Origin of the sequence: Serratia liquefaciens ATCC 27592, assembly GCF_000422085.1 — a bacterium.
Taxonomy (GTDB): Bacteria; Pseudomonadota; Gammaproteobacteria; order Enterobacterales; family Enterobacteriaceae; genus Serratia; species Serratia liquefaciens.
This window is the reverse complement of record NC_021741.1, coordinates 3,127,471-3,153,677: the sequence shown is the minus strand read 5'-3', so window position 1 is coordinate 3,153,677 and position 26,207 is coordinate 3,127,471. Positions and strand designations below refer to the sequence as shown.

The 26,207-nt window shown below is 55.5% G+C and carries 20 protein-coding genes; 13 read left to right on the top strand and 7 right to left on the bottom strand.

From position 1 onward, the window contains the following. Window positions 1-5: 5 nt before the first annotated feature. A complete protein-coding gene (gene fliD / locus M495_RS14830; RefSeq protein ID WP_020827493.1) occupies window positions 6-1,403 on the bottom strand; it encodes a flagellar filament capping protein FliD in 1,398 nt (465 codons plus the stop codon). A gap of 281 nt (window positions 1,404-1,684) precedes the next feature. On the opposite strand from fliD, the gene M495_RS14825 reads away from it, so the two are divergent. From M495_RS14825 to tcyN, 7 genes are all read left to right on the top strand, one after another. Continuing rightward, window positions 1,685-2,953 (top strand): FliC/FljB family flagellin, encoded by a 1,269-nt coding sequence (locus tag M495_RS14825; protein ID WP_020827492.1) that lies wholly within the window; start codon window positions 1,685-1,687, stop codon window positions 2,951-2,953. Window positions 2,954-3,137: 184 nt separating this feature from the next. Continuing rightward, window positions 3,138-3,860 (top strand): RNA polymerase sigma factor FliA, encoded by a 723-nt coding sequence (locus M495_RS14820; protein ID WP_020827491.1) that lies wholly within the window; start codon window positions 3,138-3,140, stop codon window positions 3,858-3,860. Between the two features lie 58 nt (window positions 3,861-3,918). Further along, window positions 3,919-4,428, top strand: a complete 510-nt coding sequence (gene fliZ / locus M495_RS14815) for a flagella biosynthesis regulatory protein FliZ (protein WP_041414695.1) — start codon at window positions 3,919-3,921, stop codon at window positions 4,426-4,428. Window positions 4,429-4,555: 127 nt separating this feature from the next. Continuing rightward, window positions 4,556-5,548, top strand: coding sequence for a D-cysteine desulfhydrase (locus M495_RS14810; protein ID WP_020827489.1), 993 nt, complete (start codon window positions 4,556-4,558; stop codon window positions 5,546-5,548). Between the two features lie 114 nt (window positions 5,549-5,662). Then, on the top strand, window positions 5,663-6,463 hold the full coding sequence (tcyJ, locus tag M495_RS14805; protein ID WP_020827488.1) for a cystine ABC transporter substrate-binding protein: 801 nt from the start codon (window positions 5,663-5,665) through the stop codon (window positions 6,461-6,463). Continuing rightward, window positions 6,463-7,125, top strand: coding sequence for a cystine ABC transporter permease (gene tcyL, locus M495_RS14800; protein ID WP_020827487.1), 663 nt, complete (start codon window positions 6,463-6,465; stop codon window positions 7,123-7,125). The genes tcyJ and tcyL overlap by 1 nt, the downstream gene beginning before the upstream one ends. Window positions 7,126-7,128: 3 nt before the next feature. Continuing rightward, window positions 7,129-7,881 (top strand): L-cystine ABC transporter ATP-binding protein TcyN, encoded by a 753-nt coding sequence (tcyN, locus tag M495_RS14795; protein WP_020827486.1) that lies wholly within the window; start codon window positions 7,129-7,131, stop codon window positions 7,879-7,881. A gap of 31 nt (window positions 7,882-7,912) precedes the next feature. Here the strand turns inward: tcyN and M495_RS14790 are convergent, their stop codons facing one another. From M495_RS14790 to putA, 3 genes are all read right to left on the bottom strand, one after another. Beyond that, the gene (locus tag M495_RS14790) at window positions 7,913-8,326 is read right to left on the bottom strand and encodes a type II toxin-antitoxin system HicB family antitoxin (RefSeq protein ID WP_020827485.1); all 414 of its coding nucleotides are present in this window, start codon (window positions 8,324-8,326) and stop codon (window positions 7,913-7,915) included. 29 nt (window positions 8,327-8,355) lie between these two features. Beyond that, a complete protein-coding gene (locus tag M495_RS14785; RefSeq protein WP_020827484.1) occupies window positions 8,356-8,538 on the bottom strand; it encodes a type II toxin-antitoxin system HicA family toxin in 183 nt (60 codons plus the stop codon). 166 nt (window positions 8,539-8,704) lie between these two features. Next, window positions 8,705-12,676: a trifunctional transcriptional regulator/proline dehydrogenase/L-glutamate gamma-semialdehyde dehydrogenase gene (gene putA / locus M495_RS14780; protein WP_041414691.1), complete on the bottom strand. Its 3,972-nt coding sequence runs from the start codon at window positions 12,674-12,676 to the stop codon at window positions 8,705-8,707. A 556-nt stretch (window positions 12,677-13,232) separates the two neighbouring features. On the opposite strand from putA, the gene putP reads away from it, so the two are divergent. The 6 genes from putP (at window position 13,233) to phoH (ending at window position 22,091) form a co-directional block, all read left to right on the top strand. Further along, the gene (putP, locus tag M495_RS14775) at window positions 13,233-14,717 is read left to right on the top strand and encodes a sodium/proline symporter PutP (protein WP_041414689.1); all 1,485 of its coding nucleotides are present in this window, start codon (window positions 13,233-13,235) and stop codon (window positions 14,715-14,717) included. Between the two features lie 248 nt (window positions 14,718-14,965). After that, window positions 14,966-15,811 (top strand): iron uptake transporter permease EfeU, encoded by an 846-nt coding sequence (gene efeU, locus M495_RS14770; protein WP_020827481.1) that lies wholly within the window; start codon window positions 14,966-14,968, stop codon window positions 15,809-15,811. A gap of 18 nt (window positions 15,812-15,829) precedes the next feature. Further along, window positions 15,830-16,966: an iron uptake system protein EfeO gene (gene efeO / locus M495_RS14765; protein ID WP_020827480.1), complete on the top strand. Its 1,137-nt coding sequence runs from the start codon at window positions 15,830-15,832 to the stop codon at window positions 16,964-16,966. A gap of 11 nt (window positions 16,967-16,977) precedes the next feature. Next, window positions 16,978-18,276: an iron uptake transporter deferrochelatase/peroxidase subunit gene (gene efeB, locus M495_RS14760; protein ID WP_020827479.1), complete on the top strand. Its 1,299-nt coding sequence runs from the start codon at window positions 16,978-16,980 to the stop codon at window positions 18,274-18,276. Between the two features lie 201 nt (window positions 18,277-18,477). Continuing rightward, window positions 18,478-20,622, top strand: coding sequence for a TonB-dependent receptor PqqU (gene pqqU / locus M495_RS14755; RefSeq protein ID WP_020827478.1), 2,145 nt, complete (start codon window positions 18,478-18,480; stop codon window positions 20,620-20,622). Between the two features lie 683 nt (window positions 20,623-21,305). Beyond that, on the top strand, window positions 21,306-22,091 hold the full coding sequence (gene phoH / locus M495_RS14750) for a phosphate starvation-inducible protein PhoH (RefSeq protein ID WP_020827477.1): 786 nt from the start codon (window positions 21,306-21,308) through the stop codon (window positions 22,089-22,091). Between the two features lie 70 nt (window positions 22,092-22,161). On the opposite strand, the gene M495_RS14745 is transcribed toward phoH, so the two are convergent. From M495_RS14745 to M495_RS14735, 3 genes are read right to left on the bottom strand one after another with little or no spacing between them, the layout of a single operon-like run. Then, complete coding sequence (locus M495_RS14745; protein WP_020827476.1) at window positions 22,162-23,031, bottom strand: dimethyl sulfoxide reductase anchor subunit family protein; 870 nt, start codon at window positions 23,029-23,031, stop codon at window positions 22,162-22,164. Window positions 23,032-23,034: 3 nt separating this feature from the next. Beyond that, window positions 23,035-23,589, bottom strand: a complete 555-nt coding sequence (locus M495_RS14740) for a 4Fe-4S dicluster domain-containing protein (protein WP_185959390.1) — start codon at window positions 23,587-23,589, stop codon at window positions 23,035-23,037. Window positions 23,590-23,591: 2 nt separating this feature from the next. After that, window positions 23,592-25,925 carry a molybdopterin-containing oxidoreductase family protein gene (locus M495_RS14735; RefSeq protein WP_020827474.1) on the bottom strand — a complete coding sequence of 778 codons (2,334 nt, stop codon included), beginning with the start codon at window positions 25,923-25,925 and terminating at the stop codon, window positions 23,592-23,594. Between the last annotated feature and the right edge of the window lie 282 nt (window positions 25,926-26,207).

Below are 26,207 nucleotides of genomic sequence, written 5' to 3'. Positions count from 1 at the left end.
AGTTCTTACTTGAACTGTTGTTTTAAATAATCACCGGTGCCACTCAGTTTGGACATCATGGTATCCAGTTGGACGAATTGTTGTTTATAACGATCGATAGTGCTTTGAATACTGGCCGTCACGGTGGTGATCTGGCTGTTCAGGCGATCGAGGTTGGTATTGATGCTTTTGGTCGAGTTCTCAATGATGCCGCCGGCCTTGATGTAGCTTTGGATCTCATTGTGGATCTCGGTGGCCATGCCGGTATCAGTGCCGTTGCCAGCGAAGAAGTTGGCAACCTGCGTCGGTTTCTCATCGATGGCTTTGTTGAGCTTAGTGCTGTCGATCTCCAGCTTGCCGGTTTTGGTATTGGTTGAAATGCCCAGATTGCCCAAGCCTTTCAGATCCGGGTTATCCTGTGCTGCGCTGAGCGCACTTTTAATCGACGATTGAATACCGCGCAGGGTGTTATCCCCCAGCAGCGCGCCGTTTTTGGCATTCTGCGCCTCGCCGGTTTTGACCGGAGTATATTTGGTCAGCGAGTTAAAGGTATCCAGCAGCGAGTTATAGTTGTCGACCCACTCTTTGATCTTGTCAGCAGTACCGGTTTTGTCGGTGCTGATCACCAGGTTTTGCGGTTCATCTTTTTTGGTGGTGGTTTTCAGATCGATGGTCACGCCCTGCAGGGCATCGGCAATCGAGTTGGTGCTGCGTTTGATTTTCGTGCCGTTAACCAGCACTTCAGCATCCTGACCGGCCACGGTTTGTTTCATTGCGTTGCTTTTGGCTGTGGGGTCGTAGTTGAGGATAGCGCCTAGCTTATCGTCATTGTTGACCTGCACCGAAATGGTGTTCTTCTCGCCGGTGGTGGTGGAACTGAGTGCCAGTTGGTAGTCGTTGTCACCCACTCGCATGATGCTGGCGTTGACGCCGGCCTTGGCATTGTTAATCGCATCGCGCATTTCCACCAGCGAGGTTTGGTCATCGCTCAGTGGGATATTCACGTTTTTCGGTGGGTTGCCGGCGGTGATGCTGATTGAACGATCGCTGCTGCCTGCGGTGCCCAGTTTTTCCGTCTGATCGGTCACTGGGGCCTGTGTGGTCAGCGTTTGCGGCTGCGCCAGCTTTAGCACTTCAACGCTGTAGTTACCCGCCACGGCCTTGTCGGTGGTGGTGATGGCAAACTGATCGTGTTTGCTGGCGGTGGTGTTGTTGAAAAACGTCGGTTTCGCCAGCTCTTTACTGAGGTTATCGAACTTCTCCAGCGAGCCTTTTAACGTGCCATAGGCAGTCAACTGGGCGTTATAGCTGGTCTGCTGGGTGGTGTACGGGGTCAGACGCTGCTGTTCCGCTTTACTCAGCTTGTCCAGCAAGCCGTTGAGGTCGAGTCCTGAGCCGATGCCTAATGAACTGATCGATGCCATTCGTAATTCTCCTTAATAATGACTTTATTCGCTTTACGCGTTTATCGGCCCAGCGGAGAAAAAGTTTACCGGAAAGTTTAAAAAACGATGACGTAATAGAAGAAGGAAAACCCGCGTTATTTCTGCCATTGCGGCGAAGCGAAAAAAAAACAAAAAAATTCTAAAGGTTGCAGGGGGAGGGCCGATACCTGATGGGACGGTGGTTGACGCCGTGGGCAAAGCAGCCCGAACCTTTTAACTACGTTGCGAAGATCGCAACTGACACGTAAGGAAAGCATACAATGGCACAAGTAATTAATACCAACAGCCTGTCGCTGATGGCGCAGAACAACCTGAACAAATCTCAGTCTTCTTTGGGTACTGCGATCGAGCGTCTGTCTTCCGGTCTGCGTATCAACAGCGCCAAGGACGATGCTGCGGGTCAGGCGATCTCTAACCGTTTCACCGCTAACATCAAAGGCCTGACTCAGGCTTCCCGTAACGCCAACGACGGTATCTCTCTGGCGCAGACCACTGAAGGCGCACTGAACGAAGTTAACGATAACCTGCAAAACATCCGTCGTCTGACCGTACAGGCGCAGAACGGTTCTAACTCTTCCAGCGACCTGCAGTCCATCCAGGACGAAATCACCCAGCGTCTGTCTGAGATCGACCGTATCTCTCAGCAGACCGATTTCAACGGCGTAAAAGTACTGAGCAGCGACCAGAAACTGACCGTTCAGGTTGGCGCTAACGATGGCGAAACAATTGAAATCGACCTGAAAAATATCAATAAAGATACTCTGGGTCTGCAAGACTTCAGCGTTGCTTCTAAAAACACTAATAAAGTGGGTGCCGCGGTAACTACCGTTGATAAAACAGTGGCTGCAAGTACCGGGACTAAAACTGGTACTCCTACTCCAACACTGGATGGTACAGATCCGTACGCATCCTATACTGAAGGCGGTGTTACCAAGTATGCAGTTAAAGACGATGCAGGCAAATACTATGCAGCGACTGTCGATGCATCAGGCAAATTTAACTACGATACAGGCAAAGATGTCAGCACTGCGGCAGCAGCTGGTGGTGTAACTGCAGTTAAAGATGTAGCCGTTGCTGGTAAAACCAACGTAACTGGCCTGGCTGCAGGCGAAGAGCTGCATTCTTATACTGACAGCACTGGTAAAGCCGGTTTCGTTGTTAAGAGCAAAGATGCCGATGGCAACACCGTTTACAATAACGCTACTGTCGATGGAAAAACCGGTGCAGTCACCAAAGGCGCTGTTAACACTGATGCTAAAGACCCACTGGCAACCCTGGACAAAGCATTGGCTCAGGTTGACGGTCTGCGTTCTTCCCTGGGTGCGGTACAGAACCGTTTCGATTCTGTTATCAACAACCTGAACAGCACCGTGAACAACCTGTCTGCTTCTCAGTCTCGTATTCAAGATGCTGACTACGCGACCGAAGTGTCTAACATGAGCCGTGCCAACATCCTGCAACAGGCTGGCACCTCTGTTCTGGCACAGGCTAACCAGTCTACTCAGAACGTGTTGTCCCTGCTGCGTTAATCGACTCTCCCCGATTAACCTGTCGCAAAAGAACCCCGCTTCGGCGGGGTTTTTTTATGGTCGCGCACCGCTCAGCTAATGCATGGCGCAAATAAGGCCTGTTTTGTACGACTGTTCAGCCGATTGGCATTTTGCCCCCTACGGATAATAGCGCTGACTCTCTTATCCGCAGGTTTTAGACATAGTGAGCGATCTGTATACCGCCGAAGGCGTGATGGACAAAAATTCTCTCTGGCTGCGCTACGTTCCGTTAGTGCGCCACGAGGCGTTGCGCCTGCAGGTCAGGCTGCCCGCCAGCGTGGAGCTCGACGATCTGCTGCAGGCCGGGGGAATTGGGCTGTTAAACGCCGTTGAGCGTTATGACGCCCTGCAGGGAACCGCCTTTACCACCTATGCGGTGCAACGCATTCGCGGCGCCATGCTCGATGAGCTGCGCAGCCGTGATTGGGTACCGCGCAGCGTGCGTCGCCATGCCCGTGAAGTGGCGCAGGTGATGCGGCAGTTGGAACAGCGGCTCGGCAGGCCGGCCAGCGAAGTGGAAGTGGCGCAGACGCTGAACCTGCCACTGGATGAGTACCGTCAAATTCTGTTGGACACCAATAACAGTCAGCTTTTTTCCTACGACGAATGGCGGGAAGAGCATGGCGAAAGCGCGGAACCGCTGCTGGAAGGGCACGAAGAGGCCAATCCGTTACATCATCTGCTGGAGGGCAATTTACGCCAACGGGTGATTGACGCCATTGAGGCGTTGCCGGAACGCGAAAAAATGGTGCTGACGCTGTATTACCAGGAAGAGTTGAACCTGAAAGAGATCGGCGCCGTGCTGGACGTAGGGGAATCACGTGTCAGCCAATTGCATAGCCAGGCAATAAAACGCCTGCGCTCCCGCCTGGCGAACGAGAACTGACATGCACTCAACTCTGCCCCTTCAACCTGATCACCATTGCGATAATCGGACTGCTTCTATGCCAGGAATATTATTGAAAAAACGGCCGCTGAGTCGTTATTTGAAAGATTACAAACACAGCCAGACCCATTGCTCTCAGTGCGGCAAGCTATTGGATCGCATGGCGTTGGTGTTTCGTGGCAAGATCATCAACAAAGATGCCATTGCGCGCATGGATCAGCCGATTGACGATCACGTTTGGCTGAATGTGCAAAATGAGCTGACGGCGCTGTGCCGCTTTTGCAGTGAGATCTCCTGCAATAGCCATCCGAGCTATTTCGATATTATGTCGTTTAAGCAATATCTGTTTGAGCAAACCGAAATGAGCCACAGCACCATTCGTGAATACGTGGTGCGCCTGCGGCGGCTGGATGAAATGCTGGTGGAGCGCAACTATCCGGCGGATAAATTCGCCAGTAACGCCAGCCATCAGCGTATTATCGAAGACTTGCCTTCTGCGGCGCACAACAATTACCGCATTGCGCTGCGCAAATATGACCAGTACCTTGCCTGGCAAAAAAGCTACTGATCTGGCTTCCCCGGCACGCCAGCCGGGGCTCTCACCCTTTCCCCGTTACGAATAAAGAGTGATTATTAGGTTCACATCTGCTAAATCTATCGTTTAGATGTTGATACCTGATTCCCTGGGGGAAGTTGTGAATCTGCAACACAAACTGGCGCAATTCCCGCGCCTCGATTTAGTGGGCTCTGCCACTCCGCTCGAAAAACTGTCTCGCCTTTCAGACTACCTTGGCCGCGAAATTTACATCAAACGTGACGACGTCACGCCGATGGCGATGGGCGGTAACAAATTGAGAAAACTGGAATTTCTTGCCGCAGAAGCGCTGCGTCAAGGCGCGGACACGCTGCTCACCGCCGGCGCCATCCAATCCAACCATGTGCGCCAAACGGCTGCAGTGGCGGCCAAGCTGGGTCTGCACTGCGTAGCGTTGCTGGAAAACCCAATCGACACTCAGGCAGAAAACTACCTGACCAACGGTAACCGCTTGCTGCTCGGGTTGTTTAACGCGGAAGTGGTGATGTGTGACGCGCTGCATGACCCGCAACAGCAGTTGGCCGATCTGGCGACCCGTATTGAAGGGCAAGGCTTCCGGCCTTATGTGGTGCCGGTAGGCGGCTCCAATGCGCTGGGGGCGCTGGGTTACGTGCAGTGTGCGTTGGAAATTGCCGAGCAGAGCCAGCGCAGCAACGTTGCATTCAGCTCAGTAGTGGTGGCCTCGGGCAGCGCAGGAACCCATGCCGGGCTGGCCGTTGGCCTGCAGCAGTTACTGCCGGAAACGCAACTGATTGGTGTAACTGTTTCACGCAAGGTGATCGACCAGTTGCCCAAGGTGGAGCTGATCCAAAAAGCGCTGGCCTGTTCATTGGATATTGACCAACTGGCACCAATTACGCTGTGGGACGACTATTTTGCGCCGCAGTACGGTATGCCAAACGAAGAAGGCACGGCGGCGATACAGCTTTTGGCGCAGCAGGAAGGGGTGTTGTTGGATCCGGTTTACAGCGGCAAGGCGATGGCCGGTCTGATCGACGGCGTAGCCCAGCAGCGCTTCCGTGACGAGGGCCCGATCCTGTTTATCCATACCGGCGGTGCGCCGGCGCTGTTCGCCTATCATCCACAGGTGTAAGCGCACTTTGTTATTCCATTTTGAACTATATTTATAAGGTTATATTCCTTCAAGCAGGCGGTCACACTGTTAAAGTGCTGATATCAAAAAAGATAAACAACAGATGGGGTGTTTATGATCTTTTCCAAAGTTCGTCGTCAATTGCTGCTGGGCGTGATGAGCGTTGCGCTGACCGCCGGTTTGAGCACGCAGAGCTATGCCGCCGATAACCTGCTGGAGCAGGTGAAGCATCACGGGACCCTGGTTGTCGGGTTGGAAGGCACTTATCCGCCGTTCAGCTTCCAGGGGGAAGACGGAAAATTGACCGGCTTCGAGGTGGATTTCGCCAACGCCCTGGCGGAGCATCTTGGCGTTAAAGCCAAGCTGAATCCTACCAAGTGGGACGGCATGCTGGCTTCGCTGGACTCAAAACGCATCGATGTGGTGATCAATCAGGTGACCATTTCCGACGAGCGCAAAAAGAAATACGATTTCTCGACGCCTTATACCGTCTCCGGCATTCAGGCCTTGGTGAAGAAGGGTAACGAAGGCACCATCACCAAGCCGGAAGATCTGAAGGGTAAAAAGGTCGGCGTGGGCCTGGGCACCAACTACGAGCAATGGTTGCGTGACAATGTGCAGGGTGTGGACGTGCGTACCTATGATGATGACCCGACCAAATACCAGGATCTGCGCGTAGGCCGTATCAACGCTATTCTGGTTGACCGTCTGGCGGCATTGGATCTGGTGAAGAAAACCGGCGACACGCTGGCGGTAGCGGGCCCGGCGTTCTCTCGTCAGGAGTCTGGCGTGGCGGTGCGTAAAAACAACCCGGAACTGCTGGCTGCGATTAACCAGGCGATTGCCGAAATGCAAAAAGACGGCACGCTGGCGAAGATCTCCGAGAAATGGTTTGGCGCGGACGTAACTAAATAATGCACGAAAGTATCCAACTGGCGTTGGATTCAGCGCCATTTTTATTGCGGGGCGCGATCCTCACTCTCCAGCTCAGTCTGGGGGGCATGGCGCTCGGTTTACTGCTCGGTTTTCTGCTGGCGCTGATGCGCCTTTCGCCGTTATGGCCGCTGTCATGGCTGTCGCGCATTTATGTGTCACTGTTTCGCGGTACGCCGTTGATTGCCCAGCTGTTCATGATTTACTACGGCCTGCCGCAGTTCGGTATCGAGTTTGATCCCTTCCCGGCGGCGCTGATTGGCCTGTCGCTCAATACTGCCGCCTATACTTCGGAAACCCTGCGTGCCGCGATTTCGTCGATCGAAAAAGGGCAGTGGGAAGCGGCAGCCAGCATCGGCATGACCCGCTGGCAGACGCTGCGTCGGGTGATCCTGCCGCAGGCGGCGCGTACCGCATTGCCGCCGTTGGGCAACAGCTTTATCGGCCTGGTGAAGGACACCTCGCTGGCGGCGACCATTCAGGTGCCGGAACTGTTCCGTCAGGCGCAGCTGATTACCTCGCGTACCCTGGAAGTGTTCACCATGTATCTGGCGGCCTCGCTGATTTACTGGGTGATGGCGACCCTGCTTTCTGCGCTGCAAAATCGTCTGGAAGCCCACGTAAACCGCCAGGATCAGGAGTAACGCATGAGTGCCATTGAAGTGAAAAATCTGACCAAGCAGTTCAACGGTCAAACGGTGCTGCATGGGATTGATCTGGAAGTCGGTGCCGGTGAGGTGGTGGCGATTATCGGGCCAAGCGGCTCGGGGAAAACCACCTTATTGCGCAGCATCAACCTGCTGGAAGTGCCGGATTCCGGTACCATTCGCGTCGGCGATATACTGATCGACGGTTCCAAGCCACTGAGCAAACAGAAAAAACAGGTTCGTGCCTTACGCCAGCAGGTGGGGTTCGTGTTTCAGAACTTCAATCTGTTCCCGCACCGTTCGGTATTGGAAAATATTATTGAAGGTCCGGTCATCGTAAAAGGCGAGCCCAAGGCCAGCGCGGAACAGCGCGCACGGGCCTTGTTGACCAAAGTGGGGCTGAGCGGCAAAGAGTCGGCCTATCCGCGCCGTCTTTCCGGCGGCCAGCAGCAGCGGGTGGCAATTGCCAGGGCGCTGGCGATGCAACCGGAAGTGATCCTGTTTGACGAACCGACCTCGGCGCTCGACCCGGAGCTGGTGGGCGAGGTGCTCAACACCATACGTTCGCTGGCGGAAGAAAAACGCACCATGGTGATCGTCACGCACGAGATGAGCTTTGCCCGCGACGTGGCCGACCGCGCCATTTTTATGGACCACGGTCGTATCGTGGAGCAGGGGCCGGCAAAAGAGCTGTTCGCTAATCCGCAGCACCAGCGTACTCAACAATTCCTCGACAAGTTTTTGAATCAGTAAGCAAGGGGGCGTGCAGCCCCCTGGCTATAGACTACCCGGCTTTCAATAATTCATTGCGGGCGGCGGCGGCCAAAAAGGCGCTGCGGCTACCGTAACCGGGATGCTGCTGCACCAGAGAATCTATGCGGTTCAGCAGACGGTGCGGCAAGGTAATATTGATACGCTCCGCCCGACCATCAAACTTATCCATATTAATATTGACCAACAACCACTGTCCGCCATTCAGACTGTCGTTATCCTGTGCCAGATGAAAGGTCACGGCCTGTGGGCCAGGAATGGGCTGATTGTCTTCGCTCAAGAATTCGAAATGGGCGTCCAGCGCACTTCTGGCGTCTTCAAAGGCTCTGTCCAGGGTATCGCCGGCAAAATAGCAGCCTGGCACATCGGGAAAGAAGCCGCTGGCGCTGCCGTCCGGTTCAGAATGTACATAAGCAGGGTAGAACATAATTTCTCCTGTTAACTCATGGCGCCGGGTTAGCACAATCCGGCATCTTTCATGATTTGGCGCAGCGTCCCCGCTTTCAGATCCTTTCGCGGATGTGGAACGGTGATCACCAGACGGGAGTTCGGGTGCTTAAACTGATGGTGGCTTCCCTTGATCCGCGTTAAAACCCAACCTTCCTGTTCTAACAGCCCGATCAGTTCTGAACTTCTCACGTGATTACCGTCCCCTTATGATACACACCATACACACTTTTTGACAATCAGGGCGATACGCTAGCGTGCAGAATGGGCGCAGACAATAAAAAACCCTGCACGAATGCAGGGTTTGCGGGAGGGTTCGCAGATTAAGTGACCTGCGGCGGTCATCCAGTCAGACGGATTACCCTATGGTCATCAGGCTGGCGTTACCGCCGGCGGCTGCGGTATTGACGCTCAGCGAGCGCTCGATCAGCAGGCGTTCCAACAGAATGTTGGTTTCGCCGTGAGCAAAGCCCTGCACTGACACGATCGCGCCACTGCGCTGGGCAATTTGCTCGCACAGGGTGCGCAGCTGATCGGCGTCGCCGTGGTAAATGGCGGCATCGAACTCCACCTTGTCCTGCTGCCAGTCTTTGCTGAAGCTGATGCTGGCCTGAACCGCCGCCGGCAGGCGGCGATACAGGGTGCGTTGCAGCTCGGCTTCCGGCCACAGCACGCTGCTGCCGACGGCCAGTACTGCGGCCAACTGCGTCAAGGCATCGGTCTCGTTATCGGCCAGGCAGAGTACGCGCTCACGCGGCAACAGGGCATAGGTATTGCGCTCGCCGGTAGGGCCAGGCAGTGGACGTAGGGTACCGCCCTGGCCTAGTTCGGCGTAGCGTTGCGCCAACGTCACCAGATCGCGCTGGTTTTCGGCAATCGCCCATTGCTCCAGTGCCTGATGGGCTTTGAGCAACTGTGGCCGCGCGGTGGCTTCCAGCGGACGTTCTTCGTCCTGGCGGTGCAGGGTGCGTTGCACCGCATCATCCGGACGGTTGGCCAGCAGGCGATACAGGTACAGAGGGCCACCGGCTTTAGGACCGGTGCCGGACAGGCCTTCGCCACCAAATGGCTGCACGCCGACCACGGCGCCGACCATGTTGCGGTTAACGTACAGGTTGCCCACCTTGGCGCGTTCGGTCACGCGGGCGATGGTTTCATCAATACGGGTGTGAACGCCCAGCGTCAGACCATAACCGGCGGCGTTGATCTGATCGACCAGCGACTCCAGATTGGTGCGTTGGAAGCGGACCACGTGCAGCACCGGGCCGAAGATCTCTTTTTGCAGCTCGTCGAAGCTGTCCAGTTCGATCAGGGTTGGCTTGATAAAGGTGCCACGGGACCACTCTTTCTCATCCTGTACGTTGCCTTTCGCGGCCTGATAGACCTTACGGCCCTTGGCGCGCATCGCCTGAATATGACGTTCGATGCCGGTTTTGGCCTCGGCGTCGATCACCGGCCCGATATCGGTCGACAGGCGTTCCGGGTTGCCCATGCGGCATTCGGCCATCGCGCCGCGCAGCATTTGCAGCGTGTGTTCCGCCACGTCTTCCTGAATGCACAGGATTCGCAGGGCGGAGCAGCGTTGGCCTGCGCTGTCGAATGCGGAGGCGACCACGTCAGTCACTACCTGTTCGGTCAGAGCGGAAGAGTCGACGATCATGGCGTTCAGACCACCGGTTTCGGCAATCAGCGGCGTTGGACGACCTTGCGGATCCAGACGGCCTGCGATGCTGCGTTGCAGGATACCGGCAACGTCGGTCGAGCCGGTAAACATCACGCCGCGAACCCGAGCGTCATTAACCAGAACCGAGCCGACGCTTTCGCCCTGACCCGGCAGCAGTTGCAGCACGCCTTGCGGAATGCCGGCTTCCAACAGAATGCGCACCGCCTGTGCGGCGATCAGCGGTGTTTGCTCTGCCGGTTTGGCCAGAACGCTGTTGCCTGCCGCCAGCGCAGCGGCAATCTGGCCGGTGAAGATGGCCAGCGGGAAGTTCCACGGGCTGATACACACCACCGGGCCCAGCGGACGGTGGCTGTCATTGGCGAAATCATCGCGCACCTGACCGGCGTAGTAATGCAGGAAGTCGACCGCTTCGCGCACTTCGGCGATGGCGTTGTTAAAGGTTTTGCCCGCTTCGCGCACCAGAATGCCCAACAGGCTTTGCAGTTGGCCTTCCATCAGTTCGGCGGCGCGCTCAAGAATGGCGGCGCGCTCGGACGGCGGGGTGGCAAACCAGATTGGACCGGCGGCGGCAGCGGCGTCGAGCGCCCGGCTGACTTCACCTTCGGTGGCTTCACGCACGTAACCGACCACGTCGCCCGGCTCGGCAGGGTTAATGACCGGTTGCTCCACGCCCTGATCCAGCTCGGCGTCAATAATCGGCTCTGCGCGCCAGGGTTGAGTAGCGCTGGTCAGCAGTGCGCTGGACAGAGACGCCAGACGCTGTTCGTTCGACAGGTCCAGGCCGCTGGAGTTGATGCGCTTGGTGCCATAGAGTTCACGCGGCAACGGAATGCGTGGGTGCGGCAGACCAAGTTGACCTTCGCTGGCGGCCAGGGCTTCGACCGCGGTGACCGGATCGGCAACCAGTTCGTCGAGCGGCAGGGTGGCATCGGCGATACGGTTAACGAACGAGGTGTTAGCGCCGTTTTCCAGCAGGCGACGTACCAGATACGCCAACAGCGTTTCATGGGTGCCGACCGGTGCATAGATGCGACATGGACGGTTCAGCTTACCGTCGGCCACTTTACCCACCACTTGTTCGTACAGCGGTTCACCCATGCCGTGCAGGCACTGGAACTCATACTGGCCCGGGTAGTAGTTGTTGCCCGCCAGATGATAAATCGCGCTCAGGGTATGGGCGTTATGGGTCGCGAACTGCGGATAAATCAGGTTCGGCACCGCCAGCAGTTTGCGGGCGCAGGCCAGGTAGGAAACGTCGGTGTAGACCTTGCGGGTGTAAACCGGATAGCCTTCCAGCCCGTCCATTTGGGCACGTTTGATTTCGCTGTCCCAGTAGGCGCCTTTCACCAGACGGATCATCAGGCGACGGCGGCTGCGTTGTGCCATGTCGATGACTGCATCGATGGCGAACGGGCAGCGTTTCTGATAGGCCTGGATCACAAAGCCGATACCGTTCCAACCGGCCAACTGAGGTTCAAAGCACAGCTTTTCCAGCAGGTCGAGCGAGATTTCCAGGCGATCGGCTTCTTCAGCGTCGATATTGATACCGATGTCGTATTGGCGCGCCTGCAGGGTCAATGACAGCAGGCGAGGGTAAAGCTCTTCCATTACGCGTTCGTACTGCGCGCGGCTATAACGCGGGTGCAAAGCGGACAGCTTGATCGAAATGCCCGGGCCTTCATAGATGCCGCGGCCGTTCGACGCTTTGCCGATCGCATGGATTGCCTGCTGGTAAGACACCAGATAGGCCTGCGCGTCGGCTTCGGTCAGGGCAGCTTCACCCAGCATGTCGTAGGAATAACGGAACCCTTTGTCTTCCAGCTTGCGGGCGTTGGCCAGCGCTTCGGCGATGGTTTCGCCGGTCACGAACTGTTCGCCCATCAGGCGCATCGCCATATCCACGCCTTTACGGATCAGCGGTTCGCCGCTTTTGCCGATAATGCGGTTCAGCGAGCGTGACAGGTTGGCTTCGTTATGGGTCGACACCAGCTTGCCGGTGAACAACAGGCCCCAGGTGGCGGCGTTAACAAACAGCGATGGGCTACGGCCGAGGTGAGAATGCCAGTTGCCGTTGCTGATTTTATCGCGGATCAGCGCATCGCGGGTTGGCTTGTCTGGAATGCGCAGCAGGGCTTCGGCCAGGCACATCAGCGCCACGCCTTCCTGTGAAGACAAGGAGAACTCTTGCAGCAGCCCTTGCACCATACCGGCGCGGCCATTTGCACTCTTTTGGTTACGCAACTTCTCGGCGATGTCGTAAGCCATCTTGTGGGTGGCTTTGGCAAGATCTGCAGGTAATCGCGCCTGTTCGAGCAACATCGGCACCGCTTCAGTCTCAGGGCGGCGATAGGCCGCGGTGATGGCTGCGCGATTAACCGACTGCGGCAGAATTTGTTCTGCAAATTCAAGGAATGGCTGGTGGGACTCTTCCTGCACTTGCGGCATAATGTCGTCCGCTTCGGCCTGGCCGGCAGCGGCAAGTGCTGGAATTTCAGGGATATCGGAACCGTTCTCGAGACGTTCGAGATAATTAAAAATGGCCTGCTTGATCAGCCAGTGCGGCGTGCGATCGATACGCTGTGCGGCGCTTTTGATTCGCTCGCGAGTGGCCTCGTCGAGTTTCACGCCCATTGTGGTAGTGCCCATGCCAATCCAACTCCTGTGTTAAGAACCTATCCCATCAGGCTATACAAACTGCGGGCCAGATAGGCTGCTGGGATAGGTTCGTGCGTTGTGTGCTGTGATGAATGCAGACAATATCCTGCATGTTGCAACTTTGTGCAACCGTGTTAAATCAGGCGGATGAACGAAGTGTGAGTTCCATCGGTTTTTTAACATCAATAATCGGCATGGTTCTTGCTCTGCCAGTGGGGTGGTGCGTCGAGGGTCGGTCGTCTATACGCGTTAACCCCAGCAATATCAGGGGTAACGTTGAATTAGTATGAGGTGCAACTCTGTTTTTGAATGCGGGGTGTAACCTTGCGGGTGGTTAAATGTGACGCAGGGTAAACTTTGTGTAACTTTGTTGTTAAATGTCTTGTTGGATAATCAACAGGTCAACTAGGATAGCCGACGGTCAGACAATTGCGGGGGGAAACTATTTTCACTCGCGGGAGTGTCCGCTTTTCGCCACGTTCCGGCGGATTGGCAAGCAGTAACTATCGCAATACAGCGCGAAATAATAATGAGAGTGGAGAATTTCATGACAATGAGCACACCAATGCTGGTCACCTTCCTGGTGTATATCTTCGGGATGGTGTTAATCGGCCTACTTGCCTACCGGGCAACCAATAACTTTGACGACTACATTCTGGGCGGTCGTAGCCTGGGCAGCGTGGTGACCGCGCTCTCTGCCGGCGCATCGGATATGAGCGGCTGGTTGCTGATGGGCCTGCCGGGCGCCATCTTCCTGTCCGGCATTTCCGAAAGCTGGATTGCGATAGGCCTGACCATCGGCGCTTACCTTAACTGGAAGCTGGTGGCAGGGCGGCTGCGTGTTCATACCGAAGCCAACAATAACGCCCTGACGTTACCGGATTATTTCACCAGCCGTTTTGAAGACAACAGCAAGCTGCTGCGGGTGATCTCCGCGATTGTCATTCTGGTGTTCTTCACTATCTATTGTGCTTCCGGCATCGTCGCCGGTGCGCGTCTGTTCGAAAGCACCTTTGGCATGAGCTACGAAACGGCGCTGTGGGCCGGCGCTGCGGCCACTATCCTTTATACCTTTATCGGCGGATTCCTGGCGGTGAGCTGGACCGACACCGTCCAGGCCAGCCTGATGATTTTCGCGCTGATCCTGACGCCAGTGATTGTTATCTTTGCCGTCGGCGGCATCGATACTTCGATGCTGGTTATCGAAGCGCAAAACCCGGCCAATATCGACATGCTGAAAGGCCTGAACTTTGTGGCTATTCTCTCGCTGCTGGGCTGGGGGCTGGGTTACTTCGGTCAGCCGCACATTCTGGCGCGCTTTATGGCGGCCGACTCTCACCGCACTATCCGCAGCGCACGTCGCATCAGCATGACCTGGATGATCCTGTGTCTGGCGGGCACCATTGCCGTCGGCTTCTTCGGTATTGCTTACTTCGCCAATAACCCGGACCAGGCGGGCAACGTGTCGCAAAACGGCGAGCGCGTGTTTATCGAGCTGGCGATGATTCTGTTCAACCCGTGGATCGCCGGCATTTTGCTGTCGGCAATTTTGGCGGCGGTAATGAGTACCCTGAGCTGCCAGCTGTTAGTGTGTTCAAGTGCGATTACCGAAGATCTGTACAAAGCCTTCCTGCGTAAGGGCGCCAGCCAGCGTGAGCTGGTATGGGTAGGGCGCATCATGGTGCTGGTGGTGGCGTTAGTGGCTATCGCGCTGGCGGCAAACCCGGAAAACCGCGTGCTGGGTCTGGTGAGCTACGCCTGGGCCGGCTTCGGCGCTGCCTTCGGTCCGGTGGTGCTGATCTCGGTCATGTGGTCACGCATGACGCGTAACGGCGCCCTGGCCGGCATGCTGGTTGGCGCAGTAACGGTGATCGTCTGGAAACACTTCGCCTGGCTGGATCTGTATGAAATCATCCCGGGCTTCCTGTTCGGCTGTATCGCCATCGTGGTGGTGAGCCTGATGGGGCGTTCTCCTTCCGCCACCATTACCGAGCGTTTCGATCAGGCGGAAGCCGAGTTCAAAACCGTTTAATCTCTCGCATCGCGAGTCAAAAAGGCGCTTAAGGCGCCTTTTTTATTTCATCCTCCCAGGTTTTTCGCCATCTTGCGGAAACAACTGGCGACATTTGATTAGAAAAAATCACCCTTGGCGCTCTTGTATTTCTTTCAGCCAGAATGATAATCACTATCGTTGTGTTTTACTTTTCTTTACATTGGCGCTGCCGTCATTTCTGACGTGCGGACGCTTCGCAGCAGCTGCCTTTTTAGGGGTTATTACTTATGTTTGTTCCCTTCCTTATCATGTTCCGTGAGGGGCTGGAGGCGGCGTTGATCGTCAGCCTGATTGCCAGCTACCTGAAACGCACGCAGCGGGGTCAATGGTTAGGCGTGGTATGGATAGGGGTGATTGTTGCCGCCGCTCTGTGCCTGGCGCTCGGCATCTTCATCAATGAAACCACCGGCGAATTCCCGCAAAAGCAGCAAGAACTGTTCGAGGGCATTGTCGCGGTGGTAGCGGTATTGATCCTGACCTATATGGTGTTCTGGATGCGTAAGGTCTCCAAATCGGTCAAGGTGCATCTGGAAGGCGCCATCGACAATGCGCTCAACTCCGGCAAAGGTCAGGGCTGGGCGCTGGTAGCGATGGTGTTTTTTGCCGTGGCGCGTGAAGGGCTGGAGTCGGTGTTCTTCCTGCTGGCGGCTTTCCAGCAAGACGTGGGGATTGAAGCCCCGATAGGTGCGGTGCTTGGTCTGGTGGCCGCCATTGTACTGGGCATGATGATTTACTGGGGCGGCGTGAAGCTGCACCTGGCCAAATTCTTCAAATGGACCAGCCTGTTTATCCTGTTCGTTGCCGCCGGCCTGGCAGCCGGGGCGATCCGCGCCTTCCACGAGGCCGGGTTGTGGAACCACTTCCAGGACATCGCGTTTGATCTGAGTAACCATCTGTCGACCCACTCCCTGTTTGGCACCCTGCTTGAAGGCATCTTCGGCTACCAGGAAACGCCAACGGTAAGCGAAGTGGCGGTCTACTTCTTGTATTTGATCCCAGCACTGATTTTCTTTTTCCTGCCGCAGCGTGTGGAACCGGTCGCGGTTTCGACGCAACGTAAAATCAATCACTAATTTAATAGGGAATCTTGTATGTCTACTCCGTTATTCCGCCGCAAGGCTTTGCACGCAGCATTACTGGCTCTCCCGGCGTTCGCGCTGAGCATTGATGCTCTGGCGGCGGACGTGCCGCAGGTAAAGATTACCGTTAACGACAAACAGTGTGAGCCGATGCAACTGACGGTGCCGGCCGGTAAAACCCAGTTTGTGGTGCACAACACCAGCCAGAAAAACGTGGAGTGGGAAATCCTGAAAGGGGTGATGGTGGTGGAAGAGCGTGAAAACATCGCGCCGGGCTTCACCCAGAAGATGACCGCCAATCTGGAAGCGGGCGAATACGACATGACCTGTGGGCTGCTCAGCAATCCGAAAGGCAAGCTGACCGTGACCGCGGCGGCCGGTGCTGCCACCGACGGCAAACCGAACGCCATGGATTTGGTTGGGCCGATTGCTGAATACAAAGTCTACGTCACCAAAGAAGTGGAAGGGCTGGTCAAACAGACCAAGCTGTTCACCGATGCCGTGAAGGCCGGCAACGTGGCAGAAGCGCGTAAACTCTATGCGCCGACCCGTCAGCATTACGAGCGAATTGAGCCGATCGCCGAGCTGTTCTCCGATTTGGACGGCAGTATCGACGCCCGCGAAGATGACTACGAGAAAAAAGCGGAAGATCCGAAGTTCACCGGTTTCCACCGCCTGGAGAAAGCGCTGTTTGCCGACAACACCACCAAAGACATGAACCAATACGCCGATCAGCTGTACAAGGACACCCTTGAGCTGCAAAAACGCGTGACCGACCTGACCTTCCCGCCAAGTAAGGTAGTGGGCGGCGCTGCGGGCCTGATCGAAGAAGTGGCGGCGAGCAAAATCAGCGGTGAAGAAGACCGTTACAGCCGCACCGACCTGTGGGACTTCCAGGCCAACGTAGACGGCGCGCAAAAAATCGTTAACCTGCTGCGCCCGCTGTTGGTCAAGGCCAACAAGCCGTTGCTGGACAAGATCGACGCCAACTTTAAAACCGTCGATACCATTCTGGCGAAATACAAAACCAAAGATGGCTATGAGTCTTACGAGAAGCTGACCGATGCCGATCGCAACGCCATGAAAGGGCCAATCACCACTCTGGCGGAAGATTTGTCACAGCTGCGTGGCGTTCTGGGTCTGGACTGAGGCAAAGCATCATGAGTAACAAGATCGGCCCGGAAAACGGGCCGCATCCACAAACGCAGGGTGCGGCGTCACCGTCGCGCCGTCGTTTATTGCAGGGATTGGGGCTGGGCGTACTGGCGCTGGGCGGCAGTCGTCTGACCCAGGCGGCAGATAAAACGGCGGAACCGCTGGCGGTCGCCAAGGATGAACGCTGGCAGAAGCAACCGTTCTACGGCGCGCATCAGGCCGGGATCCTCACGCCGCAGCAAGCGGCGATGATGCTGGTGGCCTTTGACGTGCTGGCCAGCAACAAGCAGGATTTGGAGCGGCTGTTTCGGCTGTTGACCAACCGCATTGCGTTTTTGACCACCGGCGGCAAAGCGCCGGAAGTGGATCCCAAGCTGCCACCGCTTGATTCGGGCATCATGGGGCCGGAGATCTACCCGGATAACCTGACCATCACCGTGTCGGTTGGAACCTCGCTGTTTGACGAGCGTTTCGGTCTGCAGGCCCAGAAGCCGCTGCGGCTGCAAAAAATGACGCGTTTTCCCAACGACTCGCTGGACGCCAGCCTGTGCCACGGCGATTTGGTGTTGCAGATTTGCGCCAATACCAATGAAACCGTGATCCACGCGCTGCGTGACATCATCAAGCATTCGCCGGATCTGCTCAGCGTGCGCTGGAAGCGAGAAGGGTTTATTTCCGCCCACGCCGCACGTAGCAAGGGCAAAGAAACGCCAATCAACCTGCTGGGCTTTAAAGACGGCACCGCCAACCCGAAAACCGACGATAAGCCGCTGATGGATCAGGTGGTGTGGGTGGCTGATAACGTCGGGGAACCGGCATGGGCGGTGGGCGGTAGCTATCAGGCCGCGCGTATTATCCGTTTCCACGTGGAGTTCTGGGATCGCACTCCGCTGCAGGAGCAGCAAACCATTTTCGGCCGCGAAAAGCACAGCGGTGCGCCGCTGGGTATGAAGCATGAACACGACGAGCCGGACTATGAGAAGGATCCCGAAGGGAAGATGATCCCGATGGATGCGCATATCCGCCTGGCAAACCCGCGCACCCCGCAAACTCAGAGTAATTTGCTGCTGCGCCGGGGTTATAGCTATTCGATCGGCGTGTCCAACGCCGGCCAGTTGGAAATGGGGCTGCTGTTCGTCTGCTACCAGGCCGATTTGGAGAAAGGTTTCCTGACGGTGCAAAAACGTCTGAACGGCGAGGCGCTGGAAGAGTACGTCAAACCTATCGGCGGTGGTTATTTCTTTGCGCTGCCAGGGGTCAAAGACAGCAACGACTATCTGGGCAGCGGCTTGCTGAAAGCCTGAGCCTCACTTCACCAGGCGGGGTTTCCCCGCCTTATTTTTGAATCAACAGCCGTTAATTAAAATCAACCCTGGGCTTGCGAAATCGAGAGCTCCGTCTTTAATTAGGCTAACTATTTTCATTTTTTGTTAAAAGCATTAACATATCGGCCATAACGTTCCAAATGGTTCATATTTTCCGATCCCTTTAACGGCATTCTCCTGATGAAAAGCACTCATAAAAACCGGTTGGCGGTTTCAGCTCTGGTTATCCCTGCCTTACTGCCTGTCTGCGCCCTGGCGCAGGACAAGGATAGCGAACAGACCATGGTGGTCACGGCCAAACGCAGCGGCCTATCCGAACTGTCCACCCCGGCTGCCGTCAGCGTGGTGAATGGCGATCAAATCCGTGAGGCCAGGCCGCAGATCAACCTGTCGGAAAGTCTGGGCAGCGTGCCCGGCCTGCAAATTCAGAACCGCCAGAACTACGCGCAGGATCTGCAGCTTTCGGTGCGGGGCTTTGGTGCACGTTCAATGTATGGCGTGCGCGGCGTACGTATTTATGTCGATGGTATTCCTGCCACCATGCCGGATGGTCAGGGCCAGACGTCGAACATTGACCTTAACTCGGTTGAAAAGGTGGAGGTGCTGCGCGGGCCGTTTTCCGCCCTCTACGGCAATGCCTCTGGCGGCATGGTGAATGTGGAAACCGAAACCGGCCAGCAACCTGCGCGCCTTGAAGCCAGTTCGTACTTTGGCAGTTACGGCACCTGGCGTTATGGCGTCAAGGCGACCGGGGCAACCGGCGACGGCACCCACGCCGGTGACGTTAACTACACTATTTCCGGTACCCGGTTCACGACACAGGGCTTTCGCGATCACAGCGGCGCGCAGAAAAACCTCGGCAATGCCAAGCTGGGCGTACGCATCGACGATGTCAGCACCCTGACGCTGTTGTTCAACAGCGTCGATATTCACGCCAATGACCCGGGAGGCCTGACGAACGCGGAATGGCACGATAATCCGCGCCAGGCGCCGCGTGCCGACCAGTACAACACCCGAAAAAGCACTTCGCAGACCCAGGCCGGGTTGCACTATGAGCGCCAGATGGGGGCCGATGACGACCTGAGCATCATGATGTACGCCGGTGAGCGCGAAACCACCCAGTACCAGTCGATCCCGGTTGCGGTGCAGCAGCGTAGCGCCCAGCATCCTGGCGGGGTGATTGACCTGACGCGCCACTATCAGGGGATTGATACCCGCTGGACGCACCGCGGTGAGCTGGGCGTACCCTATACCCTGACCGGCGGGTTGGACTATGAAACCATGACCGAACAGCGTAAAGGCTATGAAAACTTTACCCAGGTTAACGGCGTAACCGAGTTGGGCACCCAGGGGGCGCTGCGCCGCAATGAGCGCAACCTGATGTGGAACCTGGATCCCTATCTGCAAAGTTCGTGGCAGTTGACGCAAAAACTGACGCTGGATGCCGGCATGCGTTACAGCACGGTCAATTTCGACTCCAACGACCACTACGTGACCAGCAGCAACGGTGATGACAGCGGTAACGCCAGCTACCATAAATGGTTGCCGGCAGGCTCGCTGAACTATGCGGTGATGAGCGGCTGGAACCTGTATCTGTCCGCCGGTCGCGGGTTTGAAACCCCGACCATTAACGAACTGTCGTACCGTTCCGGCGATCAGGCTGGGCTAAACTTTGGTTTACAGCCTTCGACCAGTGACACTGTTGAGTTGGGCAGTAAAACCCGCATTGGCAACGGCCTGCTGACCGCCGCAGTATTCCAGACCGACACGCGTAACGAAATTGTGGTGGATGAAAGCAGCAACGGCCGCACCAGCTACAAAAACGCCGGGCAGACCCGCCGACGCGGGCTGGAATTGGCGCTGGATCAGCAATTCGCCTACGATTGGCGAGTGCAGTTGGCCTGGACACTGTTAGATGCGCGTTACCGCGATGATGTGTGCGGGGACAGCCAGTGTTCAGAAGCCAATAAGGTGCCAAGCGGCAACCGTATGCCGGGCATTGCGCGCAATATGGGCTATGCCTCATTGGCCTGGTCCCCACCTGAAGGGTGGTATGCCGGTGCGGAGGTACGTTACATGAGCGATATCGAAGTTAATGATGCCAACACTGAACAGGCTCCGGCCTATACCACCGTGGGTTTAAATACAGGCTATCGTTATCCAATGGGGAACTGGATGCTGAATGTTTTCGGTCGGGTGGATAACCTGTTTGACCGCCAATACGTGGGGTCGGTGATCGTCAATGAAGGCAATGGCCGTTACTACGAACCGGCTCCGGGAAGAAACTGGGGCGGCGGGGTAAGCGTTTCTTATACCTTCGAATAACGCTAAACAGCGTTACCGACGCAATCAAAGAACGGCAGGGCGGGAGCTTTCCCGCCTTTTTTATTTATAAATTTGGGGCGATGTGCAGGTTTTTGTTTGTGCAAAATTTAATCAGGAAACCGAAATGTCATCCGCGTATTTTAATCATAACAGCATGATATCTAACGTGATAAAAATTTTATTGAATGACGTAATCGGCGTGATATAGTGTTCTTGCGGCGCCTAAAAACAAAAAAGATTAAATTTTTTTACATTTTAGCAACGTGCGCGGTTTGAATGTCATTATACTGTAATCATCTGGCGGTAGTTTTCACAAGGTGCACAGCTCGAAGCTGTAAATAACACTGCGGGGATCGCTAATGGTAAAGTCCTTGGTTGGGCTAGAAAGAAAAAATAACAGTTCTTCCCTGATGACTCGTTGTAACGAGGGCACTCTCTCCGACTCTCTTTTTCTGACCAGACCGCACTCCCGTTATCACAAATTCCTGTCACTTTTCTCTCTCGATTTAATTATGCAATCGCGTTGTCCCGTGAAAAATCGGCGTGCCGAAATGCCCGTCGGATATTCACTTTTTCTATTGGCTATCGTCGGCTCAAAAGGGAGCCAAACCCGCATCTGTATGTGAAACATAATCGCACGGCCAGGCCGTTGCGGTAGGTGAAACAAACTGTAAGGTGCCACTATGAGACAAAAAGCAGTGATCAAAGCACGTCGTGAAGCGAAACGCGTTATTCGCCGTGACGCTCGTAGTCATCGCCAGCTGGAAGAAGAATCCGTAACCTCGCTGGTACAAATGGGTGGTGTTGAGTCTATCGGCATGGCACGTGACAAGCGCGATAGCTCCCCCATTCTGGCTCGAACCGAAGCTCAGGGTCATTACTTAATAGCCATAGACAAGAAGCAGTTGATATTTGCCACCGGTGAAGCCGGCTGCGGCAAAACATTTATCAGCGCTGCGAAAGCGGCCGAAGCCCTTATACATAAAGAAGTGGATCGGATTATCGTTACTCGTCCGGTTCTGCAGGCGGATGAAGACCTCGGTTTCTTGCCGGGGGATATCTCTGAGAAATTCGCCCCTTATTTCCGTCCGGTGTATGACATTCTGGTGCGCCGTTTAGGATCGTCCTTTATGCAATACTGCCTGCGTCCGGAAATCGGCAAGGTGGAGATCGCGCCTTTCGCTTATATGCGCGGGCGTACTTTCGAAAATGCGGTGGTTATTCTGGATGAAGCCCAGAACGTTACCGCCAGCCAAATGAAGATGTTCCTGACCCGTCTGGGTGAGAACGTCACGGTCATCGTCAATGGTGACATCACCCAGTGCGACTTGCCGCGCGGCGTGAAGTCCGGCCTCAGCGATGCGATGGAGCGCTTCGAAGAGGATGAAATGATCGGCATCATCCGCTTTGATAAACAAGACTGCGTCCGCTCCGCCTTGTGCCAGCGTACGCTCAACGCCTACAGTTAACACCTGCCCGTTCACAAAAGGCCGCCTCGGCGGCCTTTTTCTTGCCTTGAATATCAGCGCAGCCGCAACATTAAAACCAAGGGTATTGGCTCATGACGCCGGCGTAAAACAGCATTCGGCCACCAATACAGGCTGAGAGCAGCGTCAGCATCAGTGCGCCCGCCACGCCAACGTTCAGAACCGGCCGTTGGTACAGATAGGCCGCCAATCCGCTGCCGGTAATCAGCGCGCCAAAAATAAGCCACCCCATCAGACCCGAGCCAAAAACGGTGACGGCGCTGGCGAGCATTTTTCCTTGCTGGTTGAACCCGGCGCTGTAGCCCAGGATCACGACTAACAGCAATAGCACGCCGCATAAAATGCCTGTCGGCAACGCGACGGGGAGCCACCTTTCGCGATCATTTTGAGCCGCATTGAACACGCTGAGCCGCAGCCCAAGGGTGGTAAACCCCAGCAACAGGGCGGTGGCGATAAAACCGAGGTGGGTGAGCGGCGAGTGCCACAGAGGGTGGCTCACCATCTGGTAATAAACCTGTGCGGAAACCAGGATTGCAGCCACGCCCGCGCCCGATGCCAGCAGGCTAACCTGGCGAATCAGCCTGGGGTTTGAGTTAAAGCGAAACATCATGGCGGCCCAGATGACGACCACCGCGTTCAGCAAGGAGAAAGCGATGACTTCCCGGCTGAGCCAGGAATGGCCGATCCCCAGAATCGCTCGATAGGCGCCGGTGGGTGAACCCAGATGCAACAGCGACAGCACGGAGCCGAGGATATTGATCGCCACAATCCCTAACGCCAGCTGTCGCAGGACATTTAAGCGTCTCTTGTCGCTTAGCCAGCTCGGCTGCGCCAGAATCAATACCGTGATGGCTACGATAGTGCCGACCGCCCACTGACAAAACACGGTAAAAAAGACCAAGGGAAGTTCATATTCAGACATGGGCTATTCCTTATCACCGGCGGGAATAATGACGATATTGGGCTGACTGATTCGATGATCCGGCAGTGAGTAGCGGGTCTCGATACGCGTCAGGTCAGCGGAATGGCGAGCGCGCAGTTCGTCAATATCGCCAAACTGCAGCACACCGGCCGGGCAGGACGCGACGCAGCGGGGCAGCAGCCCTTCATCCAGGCGCTCAGCGCACAGATTGCACTTACTGGTTTTTCCTTCGACGGGATCAAATACCGGCGCATTATAAGGGCAAGCCATAATGCACATCCGGCAACCAATACATTTGTCATGATCCTGCACGACAATGCCGTCAGGTCGCTTGCTGTAGGTATCCGCCGGACAGACTTTCATGCACTGCGGATCGTCGCAGTGGTTGCACGACATCGAGATAAACGCCATCGCGTTCGGGGCGTCAAAGTGAAATTCTCTGACCCGCCGCCACAGCACGCCAGCCGGGGTGGCATTTTCAGATTTGCAGGCCATCGAGCAGGTTTTGCAGCCATAACAGCCGCGCATATCGACTAAAAATCCATATTGTCTGACCATGATTATGCCTCCGCCCGGACGTCGACCAGGGTGCTGTTACAGCAATGACCGTTGCCCAGCACTTCCGCATGGTCGTTGGTGACGTGGCTGCTGCTGCCGCCTTGCTGTTCCCACCAGCCGTTATCCAGGCATACCACGCCGCGTTTGATTTGACGCGTTACCACCGCCAATGCCCGGTGTTCTCCACGGTGATTAAAAGCAATCGCCCATTCACCGTTCCTGATATGGCGGCTGGCGGCATCATCCGGATGGATCATGATATTGGGCTGATTGCGCTGCACCTCGAGGATCCATTCATTCATGCCGTGGCTGGAGTGGATGCTGCGCGCCAGCTTGCGCTGAACGGCCATTAATGGATATGTTTTCGCCAGCTCCGGCGAGCCTTTCGGCGACTCTTTCACCTGCATGTAGGTCACAATCGGTGGGAAATCTTTCTTCTGCCACTCTTCAATAAAGAAGTGGGCCTTTCGGGTTGGCGTGCGAAAAATACCGTCTTTGAACGGGATCCACGGCGTGGGGGCTGGTTTAATCGGTCCTTTACGTAGCTGTTCGATAGTGAGGCCGGTTCCGGCCAAACAGTTTTCTATATAGTGTTCGATCGGCTGGTTAAACACCTCGCCGAAGCCGAAGCGTTCCGCCAACCGGGCAAAAATCCAGTAATCCGGTTTGGCCTCCGCCACCGGTTCTACCGCCTTTTCCATCAGTTGGACATAGTGGCTGCGAACGCCAGCCATCAGGCTGAGATCTTCAAAGATGGTGGTGACCGGCAACACCAGATCGGCATACAGCGTGGTGGAACTCATCAGGTTATCGGCCACGACGACAAACGGCACCTTCTTCAGGGCTTTCTTCACCATATTGGTGTTGGGCAACTGGGTCAGCGCGCCCATGGTCATGATCCACCAAAAGTTGATGGGGTGAGGGCGATCGTTGACAATCCACTCGCCGGTTTTGGCGACCGGTATCGGCGGAATTTTTTGTACGTTGGGTGCCGGAGGCAGCGGCGGACTGAACTTCATCATTTGTTTGGCGCCGCCCGCGTCGCAGACTCCGCCACCGGCTTTGCCCATATTGCCGGTCAGCAGCGCCAGATAAAACTGGCTGGCCGCCACGTATGTGCCGAATTCGGTGCGCTGAGCGCCGGACATGTTCTGTACGATCATCGAAGGTGTATTGCTGGCATATTCACGCGCCAAACGGAGCAGGGTGGCCGCCGGGATGTCGGTTTCCGCCGCCACTTTCTCGACGGTCCAGGGAACCGACTCCTGACGGATCAGTTCAAATACCGTGGTATAAGCCGCATCGGCAGGCAATTCGGCCTGGGTGAGCGCCGGGACGATGGTGGGTGTGTCATGGCGCACCAGACGGCGGCTTAGAGTGTCGTACACCAGATAGCTTTCTTTGTCCTGCGGATCTTCTCGGAGCTGTTTTTGCTGGGGGTTCACCAGATAAACGGCCCCGGTGTGTCGCCGCAGGAAGTCAGCGTCGTAGCGCTGTTCATCAATGATGATTTTGATCATCCCCAATGCCAGTGCGGTGTCGGTGCCGGGAACGATAGGGATCCACTCATCGGCTTTGGCGGCGGTTTCGTTAAAGCGGGGATCGATCACCACCAGGCGCGCGCCTCTTTCCTGTGCCTTAATATATTCTTTGAAATAGGCCTGCATGGTCACGGCCGGATTATTGCCCCAGCACAGAATGTAGCGGCTGTCGGCAATGGTGTCGCGCATATCCGCGTAGCGCAGGCCAAGCATTGGGATCATGGCGGCGGTCACCGCAGAGCAGCATAAGGAACCGGAGCGTTTTGTCGCCCCGCCGAGGTAATCAAAGAAGGCTTTCCCCATGTCGTTTTTAATGGAATCCATATTCCCGGCATGGCTTGAAATTAACAGACCTTTATTACCGTGACTGGCAAGAGTATTACGAATATTAAGTTCAACCAGATCGAGCGCTTCATCCCAGGATATGGGTTTGAATTTCCCTTCACCTTTTTCCCCCGCCCGAAGCAAAGGTGTTTTAACCCGCTGTTGGTGATAGACCCATTTGGTCCGGCTGATGCCGCGCAGGCAGCATTTGACGTTAAAATCTTTGCTGGCTTCTATTTTTTTAAGCTCCCCCTGATAGACATAAGCCGTTAAATTACAATGTAAACACTCCATCGCGCAGGTTGAACGAAACGTCTGGTAGTCACTGAGTTTGAGACGCACCCGGGGCAGGGGTTTGCCCTTATCCATTGCCATGGAAAATACGCAGGGCGATATGCTGGCCAGCCCAATCACGCCAAGCCCTTTTAACAAGGTTCGGCGATTCATTCTGATGTCAGATATATTTTTCATGATGTATTCCGTACGTATTATTTGTTTTTATTATTGTTTAATGGCTTGCCTTGGGATTAATCAGGCCCCCTGAGTTAATCATGGTTGAATTGCTGCACACTGATCAAAATCAAATTAGTCATTTATTATTCTGGAGTGAATAACGGATATCGTTAATAACCCAAGCCTGAAATACCCGCTTATTTTTATTTCAAAGGCTATTTTATCTAACCCGGAGGGCGGGCAGTCATCGGTTTGGGCGCCAACCAGCGAATCGACAGAGGGCAAGCGGTTCCCGCCCAT

Bases quoted from the DNA above. Each gene is read 5' to 3' on its own strand.
- fliD (WP_020827493.1), bottom strand. From the start codon at position 1,403: ATGGCATCGATCAGTTCATTAGGCATCGGCTCAGGACTCGACCTCAAC.
- M495_RS14825 (WP_020827492.1), top strand. From the start codon at position 1,685: ATGGCACAAGTAATTAATACCAACAGCCTGTCGCTGATGGCGCAGAAC.
- fliZ (WP_041414695.1), top strand. From the start codon at position 3,919: ATGCCAGGAATATTATTGAAAAAACGGCCGCTGAGTCGTTATTTGAAA.
- tcyJ (WP_020827488.1), top strand. From the start codon at position 5,663: ATGATCTTTTCCAAAGTTCGTCGTCAATTGCTGCTGGGCGTGATGAGC.
- tcyL (WP_020827487.1), top strand. From the start codon at position 6,463: ATGCACGAAAGTATCCAACTGGCGTTGGATTCAGCGCCATTTTTATTG.
- tcyN (WP_020827486.1), top strand. From the start codon at position 7,129: ATGAGTGCCATTGAAGTGAAAAATCTGACCAAGCAGTTCAACGGTCAA.
- M495_RS14790 (WP_020827485.1), bottom strand. From the start codon at position 8,326: ATGTTCTACCCTGCTTATGTACATTCTGAACCGGACGGCAGCGCCAGC.
- putA (WP_041414691.1), bottom strand. From the start codon at position 12,676: ATGGGCACTACCACAATGGGCGTGAAACTCGACGAGGCCACTCGCGAG.
- putP (WP_041414689.1), top strand. From the start codon at position 13,233: ATGACAATGAGCACACCAATGCTGGTCACCTTCCTGGTGTATATCTTC.
- efeU (WP_020827481.1), top strand. From the start codon at position 14,966: ATGTTTGTTCCCTTCCTTATCATGTTCCGTGAGGGGCTGGAGGCGGCG.
- efeO (WP_020827480.1), top strand. From the start codon at position 15,830: ATGTCTACTCCGTTATTCCGCCGCAAGGCTTTGCACGCAGCATTACTG.
- efeB (WP_020827479.1), top strand. From the start codon at position 16,978: ATGAGTAACAAGATCGGCCCGGAAAACGGGCCGCATCCACAAACGCAG.
- pqqU (WP_020827478.1), top strand. From the start codon at position 18,478: ATGAAAAGCACTCATAAAAACCGGTTGGCGGTTTCAGCTCTGGTTATC.
- phoH (WP_020827477.1), top strand. From the start codon at position 21,306: ATGAGACAAAAAGCAGTGATCAAAGCACGTCGTGAAGCGAAACGCGTT.
- M495_RS14745 (WP_020827476.1), bottom strand. From the start codon at position 23,031: ATGTCTGAATATGAACTTCCCTTGGTCTTTTTTACCGTGTTTTGTCAG.
- M495_RS14740 (WP_185959390.1), bottom strand. From the start codon at position 23,589: ATGGTCAGACAATATGGATTTTTAGTCGATATGCGCGGCTGTTATGGC.
- M495_RS14735 (WP_020827474.1), bottom strand. From the start codon at position 25,925: ATGAAAAATATATCTGACATCAGAATGAATCGCCGAACCTTGTTAAAA.